A 16,487-nucleotide genomic window follows, 5' to 3' on the forward strand; every position below is an offset into this window, starting at 1 on the left:
TCTCGCGAATCAGGCAGTGATGGCTGCCGGGTCTCGCGCCCGGCCGCGCCGCCACTGCGCGAAGGCGCCGAGTGCGACAAGCAGCGCGGCACCGAACGCGACCCAGAGGCGGAGCACCACGGTCTCGGCCTTCGGTGGCGATGCCTCGTCGGGCGTGGGATCGAGCTTGAGGCCGGTCACGGGCTGAGCGCTGTCGTCGCTCGCGGATGTGGGCTTATCGGGTGCTGCCGGTGCGGGCGAAGGCGTGGGGGCCGGCGCCGCTGCAGGCGCCCTCTGCACTTCCACCGGCGCGGTCACCCGCGGCGCCAACTCCGCCTGCACGAAGCGCTGCACCCCCGTATTGCGCTCGCGCAGGCCCGTAGCGCGCACGGCCTCGGCGTAAGCCTTCGCCAGCTCGCGCCGAGTCGCGTCATCGGGCTTCCAGTAGTTCAAGCGCACCGCATCGAGCATGCGCTCCAGCGTCTGCGCGAAGGCGGCGCGGTTATCGCCTTCCAGCCATTCGCGCGTGCCCAGCTTGTACCGGTCGCGCACATACACATCGTGCAGCGACTGCCACTGGTCCTGCCGCACAGTGCCGGGCGCGGTGACCTGCCAGCCCCAGAGGAACTGCGCGGTCTTGAGCACCTGCAGCGTGCCGCTGTAGCCCTCGGCCTTCTGCGCCTCGATCCATTGCGGGTGTAGATAGCGCGTCTGCATTTCACGCGCGATGGCGCCGGCGGCGGTGTCGGTGCGCACCGTGCCGACGTCGCGCGGGTTCTGCACATACAGCGCCGGGTCCTTGCCGGTGAGTTGCCGCACGGCCTGCGCGATGCCGCCGAGATATTGGAACGGATCGTCGTTGGTGAGCACACCGTAGAGGTTGGAGGTGCGCGCCATCAGCGCCGCATCGACCTGCGCGAGATTGCCCGCGTAGGCGCCGGGTCGCGCCGCACCGTCGAGCCCCTGGCCGTAGGCGTGGCCCATGCGGTCCATGTAGAGCTGCGCCATCTGCGCATCGCCGCCGCCGCGCCGCTGCGAAGTCCACACGTCGCTTGCGAGCGCAGCTTCTTCGAGCCCGGCGCCGTAGCTGCCCTGCTCGTTCGAAAAGACCCGCGCGGTCGACCAGCGTTTCGCCTCGGCCGGCGTCGCACCTTCCGCGCGCAGCTTGCGGGCCAGCGCCTCGCTGTGCTGCGCGACGGCGTTGCCGGGCTCGTTCAGGGCGGCCACCTGCTGCACCGCTTCGTCGAGCCATCGCATCACGTTCGGGAACTGGTCGCGGTACGAACCGGTGACGCTGATCAGCACGTCCATGCGCGGCCGTTTCAAGACCGACGCAGGCAGCACCTCGATGCCCGCGATGCGCCCTACCTCGTCCCAGCGCGGCTTCACGCCCATGGCGTAGAAAGCCTGGCTCTCCATCACGCCCTGGTGGCGCGAGGCTTCGCCGGCCCAGAGGGTGAAGGCGATCTTCTCGGGCGGCTTGCCGGCGTGGGTCTTGGCGTGTTCGGCGATCCACGCGTCCATCGCGGCGACGCCGATATCCCACGCGGCACGCGTCGGCACGCGGCTCGGGTCGAAGCCATAGAGGTTGCGGCCGGTGGGCAGACTGTCGGGGTTGCGCACGGGGTCGCCGCCGTAGCTGGCCTTGAGGTAGCGACCATCGAGGGCGGTGAGCAGTCCTTCGATTTCTTCGTTATGGGCGAGTGCGGCGTCGATCTTTTGCGCGCGCTCGGCCATGGTTCGCAGTGCTTCGGTCTTCGCGGAATCCGTGCCCATCGCGCTCGCGGCTTCGAGATCCTTGAGCGCCACTTCGATCCATCGCGCCGGGCGCGACGCCGCGATGTTCTTCGCGTCGATGAGGAAGGCCTCATGGACGTCTTCGCCCAGCGCCTCGGCCAAGGACTTGCCGAGGATCTGCAGGATCGTCATGCGGCGCCGCTCCGCGTCAGGTGCCTGCCCGAAGGTCGCAAGGCCCAGCGGCTGCGCGGTCTGCGTCAGTTCGTCCAGGTACGGATGCAGCACCGCGATGAAGCCCGCGAAGTCGCCGCGAATGCGCGCGGGCGTCCATTTCAGGTCGCGGTCGTAGTGCTGCTCTACGAACTCCGCGGTGAGCTGCTTTTCCATCGCGGCCTTCACCGGCCCGAGCGACAGCGTCTCCCAATCGTGCATGCGCTCGTGCATCGCCTGCACGCCGGGGCGAAAGCCCGCGGGCGCGAACATCGGTGTCGAATGGCTCACCATCGTCGCGCGGCCGCGGCGCTTGGCGGTCGTGGCTTCGCCGAGATTGTCCATGATGTACGGGTAGACGTTCGGCAGGTCGCCGAGCGCGAGCAGCGGATCGTCCTGCACCGAGAGCCCGCGCTCCTTGCCCGCCGACCATTCGACCGTGCCGTGCGTGCCCACATGCACGACCGCATTCGCGCCGAACTGCGTGCGCAGCCAGAGGTAGGTCGCGAGATAGCCGTGACTCAGCGGAATCGCCGAGCGGTGAAAGACCTGCTCGGCCTTGTCCGCCACCTGCGTGCCGGGCTCGAAGCGCGGCGGCTGGCGCAACACGACGACGTTGCCGAACTGCACGCGCGGGATGACGAAGGCCGGCTCGCCCGCGACGGGCCGCAGCATCGTCGACTTCTCCGGTGGCCCCCAGTAGGTCTCGATGCGGCGCTGTGTCTCTGCGGGCAGCGAACGAAACCACGCTACATAGCGCGACAGCGGCAGCGAATCGGCCAGCCCCTTGTCGAGCAGCGGCTGCAACGCATCGCCGGCATCGACCGGGTAGTAGGCCTTCATCGTCGCCTGCACCTGCGCGATGAGCGCGTCCGCACCGGGCATCTCGGTGCGGTAGCCCGCCGACTGCATCGCCGCCAGCATGTTGTTCACGCTGCGCGGCACGTTGAGAAACGAAGCGCCGAAGTTCGCCTCGCCCGGCGGGTAGTTGTAGACCAGCATCGCGACACGCCGGTCCGCGGGCGGCGTGCGCTGCAGGCGCAGCAGTGCGGCTGCCTTGCCAGCCACGGCGTCGATCTGCGCGGGCAGCGGCTGCAGCGTGCCTGCGGCGGCATCGCGTGCGCTCACGAGCATCGGGTCGGTCATGCCGGCCAGCTCGCTCGGGCTGTAGTAGGCGGCGATGTCGGTCTGCGCGAGGCCGTCCTTGCTTTGCGCCCACTGCGTGGCATCCATGGCAAGCGACGGAAGGGTTTGGAGCACCGGTACGCCGATGCGCTCCAGCTCCGCCTTGCGCTCGTTCGGCTTGAAGACCAGCGAGGCGTTGACGATCAGGTCGGCCACGCGGCGCTCTTCTCCACCGGCCGCATGCGTCATGCGAAAGAACAGGTCCTTCTGCTGGCGCGGGCCGTAGAAGGCATAGGCGCGCAGGCCGCGCTGTTCGAGCGCGCCAATCAGCGTGTCGAGCCAGACGGTGTCGTCGCCTGTCACGGTGGCGCTGTTGACGGCGATGGCGACGGTTCCTGCGGTGCCCGCCAGTCGGTCCACGGCCGCGATGTCGGTCTCGATGCGTGGCCAGCTCGGGTGATAGAAGCCCGAGAGAGGCGTCGGCACGGGCGGCGGCAGGCCGTTCACGTCGTCGATCTGTGCCAGCGCCTTCATCGCCGACTTGAGGTTGGCCGTGCCCGCGAACCGCCAGTACTCGCGCAACCGCTGTGCCCACACCGCATCGACGCCGCGCTCGGCAGCGAGCGGCGCCGCGCTGGAGGCTTGCCCCTTGGCGACGAGCGCGAACTCGCCGATCAGCACATACGGCACGGCACCACGCGAGATCACATCGCCGAATCGCGCCGCCGCGGCCTGCGCCACGCTGATGTGCGGCGCGTCGATCACCAGCAGCCGCGCCCCGTCGAGCGCCGTAGCCAGCGCCTCAGGCGAATCCTTCGCGGCCGACACCACCTGCAGCGGCAAGCCCACCTCGTGCGCCGCCTCCTGCAACCGCACCACGCGCGCCGGTGACACCAGTGATGTGCTCAGCACCACGATGCGCGAAGGCTCGTCCGGCTCGGCGTGCGCGCAGAACGCCAGCGCCATCCACAAGAGCCCGACAAGAAACCGCGTCACTTCCCGCCCTGCGCCGCAGGCACCGCATCGGCAGGCACATAGACCATCGTGCCGTCCTTCAACCGCCAGGCCGTGCCGGCCTTCTCGCCGTCGCCCTGCCCCGTCGCACCGCTGGCCTTGAAGCGCGTGACCTTCTGCCCCTCGCGCGTGATGATCTCCATGTCCGGCTTGCCCTCATTGCGGATGACCGTGACCTTGTCCTGCGCGAACGGGTTCATCGGGTTGTTGATGACCGCGATCATCAGCATGCCGATCACAACCATGAACACGTCGATCAGGTTGATGGTCGAGAGCACCGGGTCGTCGTCATCGGCGTCCAGGCTGCTCAGGATCGAGAACTGCCTGCGGGTCATGACAAGCGATCCCGCGCATCGAGCACCGTCACCAGCTCGCGCATCAGCCAGCGCCGGCGCACGGTGTAGACCACGAAGGTGATTGAGGCCGAAGCCAGCGCCACGATCACCGCGGCGAACGCGGGCGCAAGGCTCTGCGCCACACCCTGCGATTCGCCCGAAGCAACGGCGACGAGCGCCGGCCCCATCGGGATCATCGTGGCGATCAGCCCGAGCATCGGCGCCACGCGGCTGCACAGGCGCACGCCTTCGAGTTGCTTCAGAACCACCAGTTCCATCTGCTCCTGGCTCGCTTCGGCATGGCGCTGCAGCGCGAGCACCCGCGACGGGTCGCGGCGGCGCTGCAGGTACTCGATGCCGAAGGCGCCGAGGCAGTACACCGCGTAGACGAAGGACAGCAGCACGCCGAGCGTCACCGGCCAGAGGAACAGGCGCGCGAGTTCGAAGAGGACGGTATCGAAGGCCAGCATCAGGCGGGTTCCACGGAAGACGGGGTGGGAGAAAACAGGTCCGACGGCCGGCCCCAGCGTTCATCGAACACCAGCGCCGAGAGCGGCTCGCGCTTCGCCCAGCGTTCGCGCTGCAGCATCGGCTCTTCGTAGAAATCGTGCACCGGGCCGAGGCACAGCAAGGCGATGGGCTCGGCGCCTTCGGGCAGACCGAGCAAGGTGCTCAGCTCGACCGGATCGAACAGCGACACCCAGCCCATGCCCAAGCCCTCGGCGCGCGCCGCGAGCCAGAGGTTCTGGATGGCACAGGAGGCCGATGCCAGGTCCATCTGCGGCAGGGTGCGGCGGCCGAACACATGCTTGTCGCGGTCATCGGCGAGCGACACGGCCAGCAGCTCGGCCGCATCGAGCAGGCCCTGCACCTTGAGCCGCATGAACTCGCCTTCACGCTCGCCGAGGGCACGCGCCGTGAGCACGCGTTCGCGCTCGACCGCAGAGTGCAGGCGCTGGCGCAATGCAGCATCGCGAACGCGGATGAAGCGCCACGGCTGCATGAACCCGACGCTGGGCGCGTGGTGCGCCGCTTCGAGCAGCCTCTGCAGCACCTCGGGTGCGACCTCGCCGCCCGCGAAGTGCCGCATATCGCGACGCTCGCGGATGGCGCGATAGACCGCCCTCACCTCGTCGGCAGCGAATGCATGCTGCTCCTGCGCCATCGCGCTCAATCCTCGATGCCGCGCTGCGCCGGGATGCCGGCCTTGAACGCGTGCTTGACCATCGTCATCTCGGTCACGGTATCGGCGAGCTCGATGATCTCCGGCGGGCAGCGGCGGCCCGTGAGCGCCACGTGCACATGCTTGGGCCGCGCGCGCAACGTTTCGAGCACGCCTTCGAGCGGCAGCCAGCCGTAGATCAGCGGATAGGTGATCTCGTCGAGCACCACGAGGAAAAACTCGCCCGACAGGATCGCCGCCTTCGCCTTCTCCCACCCGTCGCGCGCAAGCTGCCCCGAGCGTTCGAGGTCCTGGCTTTTCCAGCTGAACCCGTCGCCCAGCCCTTCGATCGGAATGCCGATCTGCTCGAACATGCGGTGTTCGCCGAAGCGCGCCGAGGGCACTTTCATGAACTGGTAGATCTTCACGGCCTTGCCGCGGCCATGCGCGCGCAGCGCGAGGCCGAATGCGGCTGTGCTCTTGCCCTTGCCGTCGCCGGTGTTGACGATGACGATGCCGCGGCGTTCGCCTTCGGGCTTCTCGTAGGGCTTTTCGCTGGGAGGAGTTTCGATCTGCATGGTGTGTGTTCCTTATTTCGGCAGTGCGATCCACTGGTCCGCCACGCGGTGCACGCGGATGCGGTGGTCGAACACCTGTTCGAGTGCGGTGTGGGTGGCCGGGTCGTCGCAGCCGCCGTGGTGCACCACGCGGCCCTTGTCCATCACGACCATTTCGTCGGCGGCCAGTGCCATCGGCAGTTCGTGCAGCACGCTGACCACGGTGCGGCCCTGGGCCACGAGCGTGCGGGCGGTCTGCATCCAGTCGGCTTGGTGCGGCGGGTCGAGGTTGGCGAGCGGCTCGTCCATCAGCAGCACCTGGGCCTCGACCGCGAGCGCGCGGGCGAGCAGCACGCGCTGGCGTTCGCCGCCCGAGAGCTGGCCGAGCGGGCGGTCGCGCCAGTCCCAGGCTTGGGTGCTGCGCAGGGCCCGCTCCACGGCTTCGCGGTCGGCTGCGCTCGGGGCAGCGAGCCAGCGCTGGTGCGGCAGGCGGCCGAGCATGGCGACGTCGTAGACCATGAGGTCGTCGGCGCTGGCTTCGCCCGTGCCGCTCTGGCCGAGCCATGAGAGGCGTTGTGCGCGGATGCGGGCCGGGATTTTTCCCTCTGCCTCGCCGAAGAGCCGCACGTCGCCCCTGTGTGCGAGCAGGCCCGCGAGCGCTTTCAGCAGCGTCGACTTGCCTGCGCCGTTGGGGCCGACGATGCTGGTCCAGCGCGCGGACGAAAGCACAAGGTCGATACCGTGCAGCACCTCGGTCGTGCCGAGCGTGGCGCTGACGCGGCGCGCTTCGATGGCCGGTGTGCCGCTCATGACAAACCTCCACGCGCGCTTCGGCGGTGCATAAGCCACAGCAAATAGCTGCCACCGAGCACCGCGGTGAGCACGCCGACCGGCAGTTCCTGCGGCGCGATGAGCCAGCGCGCCAACAGGTCGGCCGCCATCAGCAGCAGGCCGCCCATCAGCGCCGCGAGCACGATCAGCCGCGCATGTGTGGTCTTGACGACCGAACGCACGAGGTGTGGCGCCGCGAGGCCGACGAAGGCGATCAAGCCGGTCTGCGCCACCGCCGCGCCGGTCGCCAACGCGAGCACCACGACCAACGCCGCACGCATGGCACCGAGCGGCAGGCCCAGGCTGCGGGCAGTCGCCTCGCCGAGCGCCAACCCATCGAGCACCGGCGCGAGCGCCCATGCCGCCAGCAGGCACACCGCGCACACCGCGCCCATCACGGCGCAGGCGCTCCAGCCGACCAGGCCGGTGCTGCCGAGGATGAAGCCCTGGATGGCCTGCAGGATGTCGGCCGAGGCGATGGTGATCAGGTCTTTCGCGGCGCCGAGCACCACGCCGACGATCACGCCCGCGAGCAAGAGCCGCAGCGTCTGCTGCACACCGCGTGCCAGCGTCAGCGTGAGCAGCACCGCGAGCACGGCGCCGATGAAGGCCGCGCCCGTGAGCCCAAGGCGCATCACCCATTGCGTGCTCGCGGCCGAGCCGCCGAAAAGCATCAGCGCCACCGCCACGCCCAGCGAGGCACCCGAGGCGCTGCCGAGCAGATAAGGATCGGCCAGCGGATTGCGGAACAGCCCCTGCGCCACCGCGCCCGCGAGCCCGAGCAGCGCGCCCGCGAGCCACGCGCCGAGCGTGCGCGGCAGGCGGATGTCCCAGACGATCTGCAGCGCCACCGGGTCGTGCCGCGCGGCCAGCAAACTCTCGAAGCCGGTGCTGCCGATGCCAAGGCCGAACAGCAGCAGCGCGACGCCCAGCACCAGCAAGGCCGCGCCGAGCAGCACGACGCGGCGCAGGTGTGCGGTATGCATGCGCGCGGCGTTCACTGGCCCTTGTCCACCAGGCATTGAGCCATCAGGCGCGCCGCTTCGTCCATGCGCGGGCCGGGACGCACGAGCACATCTGACTGCAGCGCATCGAAGCGGCAGATGCGGCTTTCGCGCACCGCGCGGATGCCGCCCCAGCCGGGCCGCTGCTCCAGCCCCTGCGCGCTGCGCACGCTGACCATGATGAGGTCGGGATTGGCGCGCACCACATACTCGGGGTTCAGCTTGGGAAAGGGCCCGAGCTTCGCGGGCACGATGTTCTTCATGCCCAGCCGCGTGAGCGTTTCGCCGATGAACGACGACTCGCCCGCCGCATAAGGCGTGCTGTTGACCTCGAAGTACACGCGCTTGCCCCGTGCGCTCGCGGGCACCGACTGCGCCGCAGCCGACACGCTCGCATCGATCACGCGCCACACGCGCGGCGCCTCGTGCGTGCCGAGCACCTCGTCGAGCTTGCCGAGCACGCGCTGCACGTCGGCATGGCTCTTGGGTTCGAGCACCAGCACCTTGAGGCCCAGCGCCTCGAGCCGCTGCGTGACGCGCGACGACTTGGCGAGCAGCACCGCGTCGGGCCTGAGCGCGACGATCGCTTCCACGTTGGGCTCGATGCCGCCGCCCATCTGCGGCAAGGCGCGCACGGCGGCCGGCGAGTTGGAATAGTTGTCGACGCCCACGAGCCGCTCGCAGGCGCCGAGCGCACAGACGGATTCGGTGAGCGACGGCAGGAGCGAGACGATGCGCTGCGGCGGCTGCGGCAGGCTCACGGTGGTGCCACGTTCGTCGACCACGTCGAAGGCGTGCGCGGCGAGTGCGCACAGCGACAGGCCGATGGCGGCGAGCAGCGATGGAATCCGGTTCATCTTCATCAGGCGGGCGCTTTCAGGCTCAGCGGCAGGCCGGCCGCCATCAGCGTCACTCGGCCGCAGGCGGCGGCTACGTCCTGGTTCAGGCGGCCCAGTGCATCGACGAAGGCGCGCGTCTCGCGGCCGAGTGGAATGACGCCCAGGCCGATCTCGTTGCCGACCAGCACCACCGGTCCGCGCGCCTCGCGCAGCGCGATCTGCAGCATGGCGATGTGCGCCGAAGGCGTGCGCGTCGTCGGCCGTGCGGCTTCGGTGCGCAGCGGCATCAACAGGTTGGTGAGCCAGAGGGTGAGGCAATCGATCACCACCAGCGTCTCGGGCGCGCTCTGCGTGACGATGGCGCGCGCCAGCTCGACCGGCTCCTCGATGGTCCGCATGCCGGGCACGCGCTCTGCGCGGTCGGCCTGGTGGCGCACGATGCGCTCCTGCATCTCGTCGTCATGGGCCTGGGCGGTGGCAATCAGCACGGCGCGGTGCGTGCCGGGCGCGGAGGCGAGCCAGTCAATGGCGCGCTGCTCGGCGCGGCGCGACTTGCCGCTCTTCTGGCCGCCGAGGATGAATTCGTGCTCAACAACGATCATCGATTGCTCCCTTTGCGGCATCGTTGCCCAGCTCGATCGGCATGGCGCCGAAAAGTCGCGCCGTGGCTTCCGGGCTGGAAGCGAACCACGCGTGGAAATAGCTGGCCCGCACCGGACCATGCACATAGAAAGCCTCCCCGCCACGCGCACCGACGGCCTGCGTGGCGTCGGGCCGCGCGGTGTGGGCGGACGGCGCGAGCGGCGTTTCGCAGCGCGAGTAGTGAAACGTGTGGCCGCGCAGGGTGTGGCTTCCCAGTTGAAGCTGTTGCGGTCCGAGGCCGGCAAGGCGTTTCTGCATCGTCACGCGGCCGGGGAGCAGGCCCCAGAGGCGGTGAACCTGCGACTGTTCTTCATCGGTGTGCGTAGCCAGTTCGTCGAACAGCGCCATCATTCCGCCGCACTCGGCCCACACGGGCTTGCCTGCGGCGGCATGCGCGGTCAGGGAGGCGCGCATCGATTGGTTCGCCGACAGGGCTTCGGCATGCAGCTCGGGGTAGCCGCCCGGGAGCCAGACGGCATCGCAGGCCGGCAACGCATCGCCGGCCAGTGGCGAGAAGAACGAAAGCCGCGCGCCGAGTGCCGAGAGCACGTCGAGGTTGGCGGGGTAGATGAAGGAGAACGCCGCATCGCGCGCGATGGCGATGGTGCAGCCCGCCAGCAATTGCGGCGTGCCTGCGTCGTCTGTTGTGACCGGATCGAAACGCACCTGCGGCAACTGCGAAACCGGCAACTGGCCCAGCGGTGTTTCAGCCAGCACATCGGCGGCCGCATCGAGCCGCGCCATAGCGTCGTCGAGCTCATTCGCGCCGACGAGGCCCAGGTGCCGTTCGGGCAAGGTGAACTTTGCATCGCGGGGCAAGGCGCCCATCCATTGCGAAGGTTCGCGCAATGCGTCCTTCAGCATGCCGGCGTGCCGCTCGCTCGCCACGCGATTGGCCAGCACGCCGGCCCATGGCAGGCCGGGCTTGAAGTTCTGCAATCCGTAGGCCAGCGCCCCAAAGGTGCCGGCCATGGCGTGCGCATCGATCACGGCCAGCACCGGCAGGCCGAAGCGCTGCGCGAGGTCGGCCGCGCTCGGCGTGCCGTCGAACAAACCCATCACGCCTTCGACGATCACGAGATCGGCCTCGTCCGCTGCGGCGTGCAAGCGCGCCCGGCAATCGGCCTCGCCCGTCATCCACAGGTCCAGCGAATGCACCGGCGCGCCGGTGGCGAGCGCGAGCCAGTGCGGATCGAGAAAGTCCGGCCCGCACTTGAAGGCCCGCACCCGACGGCCTTGCCGCGCATGCAGCCGCGCAAGCGCCGCAGCCAACGTGGTCTTGCCCTGCCCCGAGGCGGGCGCGGCGATCAGCACCGCGGCACAGGTGGCTGCGATGCCGTCGCGCCGTCGCGAAAGGTCGTTTACTGCGGTGTCCACTTGAGGCCGAGGTAGGCGGTGCGGCCCCCGTTGGCGTAGAGGCGTGCGTACTGGTAGTCCTTGTCGCCCACATTGTCGATGCGGGCGATGAGGTTCAGGTCCCGTGCGATCTGCGTACTGGCCGACAGGTTCAGCAGCGTATAGCCGCCGAGCTTGATCTTGTTGGCCGCGTCGTCGTAGCGCTGGCTCGAAGCCTGCACTTCGGCGCCCAGCGTCCAGCCGGCCACGCGCCAGTCAGCGCCCAGCGTGCCGTGGCGCTTGGCGCGGCGTGCGAGCAGGTTGCCGGTCTCGATGTCCTTGGGGTCCTGCACGTCGAACGAGGCACGCAGCGTGACGTCGCCGATGCGCTGGCTGGCCGAGAGCGTCGCACCCTGCAGCGTGGCGCGGGCCACGTTGGTGTAGCAGCCGAAGGTCGAGGCGCAGCCCGTGGCGGTGCCCACGAAGTTGATCAGGTTGCGCACGCGGTTGCGGTACACCACGATGCCGGCGGTGGTGCCGTCCTTGGCGTAGTTCAGGCCCAGCTCGAGGTTGCGGCTGTCTTCCGGCTGCAGCGTGGCCACGCCGTATTCGCTGAAGCGCTGGTAGAGCGTCGGCACACGGAAAGCCGTGCCGGCCGATGCGGTGAAGCGCAGCGACGGCAGGATGGCGAAGCCGTAGGCGGCGCTGCCGGTGGTCTTGCCGCCGAACTCGCTGTCCTTGTCGCGGCGCACATGCAACTGCAGCGAATGCGGGCCCTGCACGAAGCCGTAGCCGAGCGCGAGCGCGTTCTGCGAGCGGTCTTGCGAGAAGAGCTTGGCCGAGGTGGTGGGTGCGTTTTCGAGCGCGTCTTCGCGACGCTCCAGCGTGGCGGTCACCAGGTGCGGGCCGAAGCGGAACTCGTTCTGGAACAGGTAGCCGCGCAGGTTGGTTTCGGTGCGATAGAACGAAGGCTGCGTCTTGTAGACCGATTGCGAGTCGGTCACCTGCACGCGGGTGCTGTAGATGTCGTTCCACTTGGCCGACCAGGTGAGGCCAGCGGTGCGCAGCGTGTTGTCCGAGACGTCGTTCCTGAAGCGGATCGGCGGCCGGGTCCTGAAGCTGACCGAGGCGTCGTAGCCGGCTTCGACGTTGCTCTGGAGCAAGGTGGCGTCGATGCGCTGGCCGGGCGTGATCTGCAAGCCCAGCTTCAGGTTGCCCGAGGTGCTGCGGTAGCCGTCGCGGTCGGGGCTGGTGAAGCCGTCCTTCGAGGGCGTGCGCTTGGATGCGGGCTGCACGTCGAAGCCCTTGCTCTCCTCGTGCGCGACGCCGAACGAATAGTCGAACAGACCCGACTTGCCGCTCACGCCGCCCTCGATCTTGCGCAGGCCATGGCTGCCGAAGCCGATGCCCGCGTAGGGCGACACGCCCTCTTCGCCGCGCTTGGTGAAGAGCTGGATCACGCCACCGATGGCGTCGGAGCCATAAACCGCGGCGGCCGGGCCGCGCAGCACTTCGATGCGGTCGATCTGAGCGAGCGGAATGCCTTCCCAGCCGGCGCCGCCGGTCGATTGCGAGTCGATGCGCACACCGTCCAGGTAGACGGCCGTGAAGCGCGTCTCGGCCCCGCGGATGTAGAGGCTGGTGTTGTTGCCCACGCCGCCGTTGCGCGTGATCTCGATGCCGGGCTGGCGGGCCAGCACGTCGGCCACGCCGGTCGCGCCGCTGCGCTCGATGGTTTGGCGATCGATGATGGACACATCGCCCACCAGGTCCGACAGCGGCTGCGGCGTGCGGTTGGCCGTGACCACCGTTTCCCCCAGCGTGGCTGCTGCTTTTTCCTGCGCGTGCGCAAGCGTGGGCAACTGGATCAATGCGAGGCCGCCGAAGGCCGAGGCCAGCGCAAGCGGCAGGCAGGCGAGGCCGCGATGGCGAATGGGCGCAGGCGCGCGACCGCGAGAGGCGCGGGAATTGAAAACACAGGAAATCATGAGTGAGCCGAACGAACGTCAATGCCCCTGGCCGGCCTCCCCGCCGGCGCCCTGGGCGCAATGACCGCCGCGGGCATGAACCGGTTTATTCGTTCGTGCATGCGGCAGCCGCCTTGTTGGCCGGTATCCGGGCTGGCAGAACGGCCCCTTGCCGCCTTCCCAGGCACCTGTTTCAGGGCGCCCAGTGGCTGGATGGAAAGGGGTGACGCCTTACGGCGCCGTCTGCTTGACCGTTGCGGGGGCAGCGCAGGCGGCTTCGGCCTTGATCCGATGTCCGGCTTGCGGATCTCTCGGGGGCGTTCACTCCTGCTTCCCGTTGAACTGCACCGTGCGAACCACGGCGCGAGCACCAACGGGCGGGATTTTAGGCCCTGCGGCGGATGCGCTAAGTCGAAAGTTGTGGCGCCGCCGTCGCACCTCTGTCCGTCTCTGCACCCATCTCTGCCGAAAATTTGGAACCCTCGGGCGCAGGCCGCAGAATCGCCGCCAGGACGAAGCCAGGCGCCACGCTGACTGCCAGCGGACCGCCTCCCCCGGGAAACTACAATCGCCAACCATGCCCGCCTCCAGCCCCATCGATCAGATCGCCGAGCGTGTGGAACGCTTGCTCGTGCGTCACGAAGAGGTACAGCGCACCAATGCGCTGCTCCAGGAACAGGTCGATGCGCTCGTGCGCGAACGCGACGGGCTCAAGTCGCGGCTCGCCGCGGCACGCACGCGCCTGGATGCACTGCTCGAGCGGCTGCCGGCTGAACCACCTCCCGAAGATTCCACCGCATGAAGCAGATAGAAGTACAGATCATGGGCCAGAGCTATTTGCTCGGCTGTCCCGACGGCGGCGAGCCGCAGTTGCGCGATGCGGTCGAACGCGTGGATGCCGCCATGTGCAAGATCCGCGACGCAGGAAAAGTCAAGGCACGCGATCGCATCGCGGTGCTGGCTTCGCTGAACCTCGCCTTCGATCTCGCGGCACAGCAAGCGGCAGCGGTTGCCGCGCCCGCTGCAACGCCCGCGCCCGCCGCGACCGAGCCCGGAGAAGTCGATGCCAAGGCCGCCCAGCTCATTCAAAAGCTCGATCAGGCGCTGGCCGGCGATGGTCATTTGCTCTGAATGAACACCATGGACTCATACGGAGCGTAAAATCCGAACTGTCTGCGGTGCGCGTCGGGCTTAATATTTCCTTGTTCCAATGCTCTCCGGAGCCGGGCTTGGTACATCGCTTGACGGGCGTGATCATCTCGCGTCAGATGAACCCGAAGTCTTGCTGCCCTCGCCCACCTGAACCCTGGTTCAGGATGCGGGTTCGGCGCCCACTTGCAGACACCTTTTTCTATCCGGCACGGCCCCCAGCACACACTGCTCGGGGCCGTTGCTTTGTCCGAAGACCCGCAGCGTGACCGAATTCCTCGACCCCCTCCTGATTCTTGAACTTGCCGCACTCGGCCTGGGTACCGGCTTTCTCGCGGGGCTCCTGGGCATCGGCGGCGGCATGCTGATGGTGCCGTTCATCACGATCATCATGGGCCACCGCGGCGTGTCGTCCGACCTCGCGGTGAAGATGGCGATCGCCACCTCGATGGCCACGATCATCTTTACCTCGGTCTCCAGCGTGCGCGCGCACCACAAGCGCGGCGCGGTGCGATGGGACATCGTCAAGCGTCTCGCGCCCGGCATCGTGATCGGCAGCCTGGCCGGGAGCCTGGGCGTGTTCGCACTGCTCAAGGGCACGGCGCTCGCCATCTTCTTCGCGCTGTTCGTCGGCTTCTCGGCCACGCAGATGTTCCTCGACAAGAAACCAAAGCCCACGCGCCAGATGCCGGGCACCGCAGGCCAACTCGCGGGCGGCGGCGTGATCGGCTTCATCTCGGGCCTCGTCGGCGCGGGCGGCGGCTTCATCAGCGTGCCGTTCATGACGTGGTGCAACATCTCGATTCACAACGCGGTGGCCACCAGCGCCGCGCTGGGCTTTCCCATCGCGGTGGCCAACGTGCTCGGCTATGCGATCAGCGGCCAGACGGTGCAGGGCCTGCCCACCGGCTCCTTCGGCTACATCTGGCTGCCCGCGCTGGTGGTGATTGCCGTGTGCAGCGTGTTCACCGCACCGCTGGGCGCCAAGGCCGCGCACACGCTGCCGGTGAAGAAGCTCAAGCGCGTGTTCGCCAGCATCCTCTATCTGCTCGCCGCCTACATGCTCTGGAAGGGCCTGCGCGGCTGAAAAATCCCCCATGGTCCGGGGGTGTGACCCGTTGCGATGCGCCAGACGCAGCCGTATAACGGTTTCATGAAAATCCTCATCGCCGTCGATGGCAGCGCCTACACCCGCAAGGCGCTCGACTACCTCGTCGCCAACCGCACCATGTTCGTGGACGGGCATGAGCTCATCGTGGTCCACGTGTGCACCGGCATCTCGGGCCACGTGACACGGCACCTCAGCAAGGAGATCGTGACGGAGTACTACGCCGAGGAAAGCGCCAAGGTGCTCGATCCGGTGAAGGCGCTCCTGGCGGAGAAGGGCATCGCCGACTACACGATCGACAAGCGCCACGGCCATCCCGCCGAGGAAATCCTGAAGTCGGCCACCGCCACGCATGCCGAGCTGATCGTGCTCGGCACCCACGGCCACGGCATCTTCGGACGCGCGCTGATGGGCTCGGTGGCGACCAAGGTGATCGGCGAGACCGACATCTCGGTCTTGCTGGTCCAGTAAGGCCTACTGCACCCGCTGCTGCCGCCACTCGCGCGGCGAGCAGCCGAAGCGCTCCCGAAACGCGCGGCTGAAATGCGCCGCATCGTTGAAGCCGCGTCCATACGCGATCTCCCCCACCGGCTTGCCCGCCAGACGCGGCTCCAGCAGGTCGCGGCTGCAGGCTTCGAGCCTGCGTTCCCAGATGTACTGCGAAGGCGTCAGCGGCTCGCTCTTGAACACGCGATGGATGTGGCTCGCCGACACCCCGAGCGACGCCGCGAGGCTGCCCACCGACAGCGACGGATCGGCCAACTGCTCGTCGATGCACCGCTTCACGCGCGCAAGGTGGTACGCCGTCAGATTGCTGAGCGACGGCGCACGTGCCGCCGGCAGCGTCTGCAGCCCCGCCACGAGGATGCTCTGCACGCCATTGGCCACAGCCAGCGCCGAAGCGGGCTGCAGCGTGTCGATGTCCTCTCGCAGCGTGCGGATCATGCCGAGCAGAAGATGCCCCGCGCCCTCCTTGCCCGACACCGTCGTGGCCGTCAGCGCCTCGGTGTCGCGCAACTCGCTGCGCAGGCGCTCGCCGGGCAGCTTGAGCACGATCTGCTCGAACCTGTCGTCGAACAGCAGCTCGTAGGGCCGCGTGCTGTCGTACAGCGCGAAGTCGCCGGCCGAGAGCACCGCATCGCGCCCGTCCTGCCGCACCACGCCGCGTCCCTGCGCCTGGATGCTCACGAGGAAATAGTCGTCCCCCGAGCGCGCGATGTGCCCGCTCGTGCGCATGACCTTCTGCGCGCCTGACTTGACCACCGACACATCGAGGCTGGGCAGCGAGTGCTGGCGGATGCTGCCTTCGAAGCGGCCGATGTCGTCCGGCCGCACCGGGTCGCACCCGAGCTGCACGTAGACGTTGCAGATCATGTCGGTCCAGTAGGCCAGGCGCTGGTCGCGCGCCACGGCATCGGTGCTGAGCAACTGGTTCATTGGATTTCCCGAAAAGCGCATGCGTGCAACGCTGGAACAAGAACGCCGCCAGTTCG

The 16,487-nt window shown here is 68.5% G+C and carries 16 protein-coding genes and 1 riboswitch; of the genes, 4 read left to right on the plus strand and 12 right to left on the minus strand.

Features of this window, described 5'->3' with window-relative positions:
- Nucleotides 1–9: 9 nt before the first annotated feature.
- Genes cobN through QFZ83_RS14640 form a run of 11 tightly spaced genes read right to left on the minus strand, consistent with a single transcriptional unit; the run spans nt 10 to nt 12,758 of the window.
- Complete coding sequence (gene cobN, locus QFZ83_RS14590) at nt 10–4,047, minus strand: cobaltochelatase subunit CobN (RefSeq protein WP_307507549.1); 4,038 nt, start codon at nt 4,045–4,047, stop codon at nt 10–12.
- Entirely contained in the window at nt 4,044–4,400 is a 357-nt protein-coding gene (locus QFZ83_RS14595) for a DUF2149 domain-containing protein (protein ID WP_307507553.1), read from the minus strand. The genes cobN and QFZ83_RS14595 overlap by 4 nt, the downstream gene beginning before the upstream one ends.
- Nucleotides 4,397–4,870 carry a MotA/TolQ/ExbB proton channel family protein gene (locus tag QFZ83_RS14600; protein ID WP_307507555.1) on the minus strand — a complete coding sequence of 158 codons (474 nt, stop codon included), beginning with the start codon at nt 4,868–4,870 and terminating at the stop codon, nt 4,397–4,399. The genes QFZ83_RS14595 and QFZ83_RS14600 overlap by 4 nt, the downstream gene beginning before the upstream one ends.
- Complete coding sequence (gene bluB, locus QFZ83_RS14605) at nt 4,870–5,565, minus strand: 5,6-dimethylbenzimidazole synthase (protein ID WP_307507558.1); 696 nt, start codon at nt 5,563–5,565, stop codon at nt 4,870–4,872. Before bluB ends, QFZ83_RS14600 begins: the two co-directional genes overlap by 1 nt.
- Nucleotides 5,566–5,570: 5 nt before the next feature.
- Nucleotides 5,571–6,140, minus strand: coding sequence for a cob(I)yrinic acid a,c-diamide adenosyltransferase (gene cobO, locus QFZ83_RS14610; protein ID WP_013541785.1), 570 nt, complete (start codon nt 6,138–6,140; stop codon nt 5,571–5,573).
- Nucleotides 6,141–6,152: 12 nt separating this feature from the next.
- Nucleotides 6,153–6,929 carry an ABC transporter ATP-binding protein gene (locus tag QFZ83_RS14615; protein ID WP_307507563.1) on the minus strand — a complete coding sequence of 259 codons (777 nt, stop codon included), beginning with the start codon at nt 6,927–6,929 and terminating at the stop codon, nt 6,153–6,155.
- Nucleotides 6,926–7,936, minus strand: coding sequence for an iron ABC transporter permease (locus tag QFZ83_RS14620; RefSeq protein WP_306876759.1), 1,011 nt, complete (start codon nt 7,934–7,936; stop codon nt 6,926–6,928). The genes QFZ83_RS14615 and QFZ83_RS14620 overlap by 4 nt, the downstream gene beginning before the upstream one ends.
- Before the next feature lie 11 nt (nt 7,937–7,947).
- Nucleotides 7,948–8,817, minus strand: a complete 870-nt coding sequence (locus QFZ83_RS14625) for an ABC transporter substrate-binding protein (RefSeq protein ID WP_307507566.1) — start codon at nt 8,815–8,817, stop codon at nt 7,948–7,950.
- Complete coding sequence (locus tag QFZ83_RS14630) at nt 8,817–9,395, minus strand: bifunctional adenosylcobinamide kinase/adenosylcobinamide-phosphate guanylyltransferase (RefSeq protein WP_307507569.1); 579 nt, start codon at nt 9,393–9,395, stop codon at nt 8,817–8,819. The genes QFZ83_RS14625 and QFZ83_RS14630 overlap by 1 nt, the downstream gene beginning before the upstream one ends.
- Nucleotides 9,382–10,812 carry a cobyrinate a,c-diamide synthase gene (locus tag QFZ83_RS14635; protein ID WP_307507571.1) on the minus strand — a complete coding sequence of 477 codons (1,431 nt, stop codon included), beginning with the start codon at nt 10,810–10,812 and terminating at the stop codon, nt 9,382–9,384. The genes QFZ83_RS14630 and QFZ83_RS14635 overlap by 14 nt, the downstream gene beginning before the upstream one ends.
- The gene (locus QFZ83_RS14640) at nt 10,797–12,758 is read right to left on the minus strand and encodes a TonB-dependent receptor domain-containing protein (protein WP_307507573.1); all 1,962 of its coding nucleotides are present in this window, start codon (nt 12,756–12,758) and stop codon (nt 10,797–10,799) included. Before QFZ83_RS14640 ends, QFZ83_RS14635 begins: the two co-directional genes overlap by 16 nt.
- A 100-nt stretch (nt 12,759–12,858) precedes the next feature.
- Nucleotides 12,859–13,127, minus strand: a riboswitch (cobalamin riboswitch).
- Nucleotides 13,128–13,314: 187 nt separating this feature from the next.
- Between QFZ83_RS14640 and QFZ83_RS14645 the strand changes: the two genes are divergently transcribed.
- The 4 genes from QFZ83_RS14645 (at nt 13,315) to QFZ83_RS14660 (ending at nt 15,465) form a co-directional block, all read left to right on the plus strand.
- Nucleotides 13,315–13,539: a hypothetical protein gene (locus tag QFZ83_RS14645; RefSeq protein WP_013541792.1), complete on the plus strand. Its 225-nt coding sequence runs from the start codon at nt 13,315–13,317 to the stop codon at nt 13,537–13,539.
- On the plus strand, nt 13,536–13,868 hold the full coding sequence (locus QFZ83_RS14650; protein ID WP_307507576.1) for a cell division protein ZapA: 333 nt from the start codon (nt 13,536–13,538) through the stop codon (nt 13,866–13,868). Before QFZ83_RS14645 ends, QFZ83_RS14650 begins: the two co-directional genes overlap by 4 nt.
- Nucleotides 13,869–14,151: 283 nt before the next feature.
- Nucleotides 14,152–14,973 (plus strand): sulfite exporter TauE/SafE family protein, encoded by an 822-nt coding sequence (locus QFZ83_RS14655; protein ID WP_041942940.1) that lies wholly within the window; start codon nt 14,152–14,154, stop codon nt 14,971–14,973.
- Between the two features lie 66 nt (nt 14,974–15,039).
- Nucleotides 15,040–15,465 carry a universal stress protein gene (locus QFZ83_RS14660; RefSeq protein WP_307507579.1) on the plus strand — a complete coding sequence of 142 codons (426 nt, stop codon included), beginning with the start codon at nt 15,040–15,042 and terminating at the stop codon, nt 15,463–15,465.
- Between the two features lie 3 nt (nt 15,466–15,468).
- Here QFZ83_RS14660 and QFZ83_RS14665 read toward each other — a convergent pair whose 3' ends face one another.
- Nucleotides 15,469–16,431: a helix-turn-helix domain-containing protein gene (locus QFZ83_RS14665; protein WP_042581499.1), complete on the minus strand. Its 963-nt coding sequence runs from the start codon at nt 16,429–16,431 to the stop codon at nt 15,469–15,471.
- Nucleotides 16,432–16,487: the final 56 nt, after the last annotated feature.

It is taken from the genome of Variovorax sp. W1I1 (genome assembly GCF_030815625.1).
GTDB classification, from domain to species: Bacteria; Pseudomonadota; Gammaproteobacteria; order Burkholderiales; family Burkholderiaceae_C; genus Variovorax; species Variovorax paradoxus_C.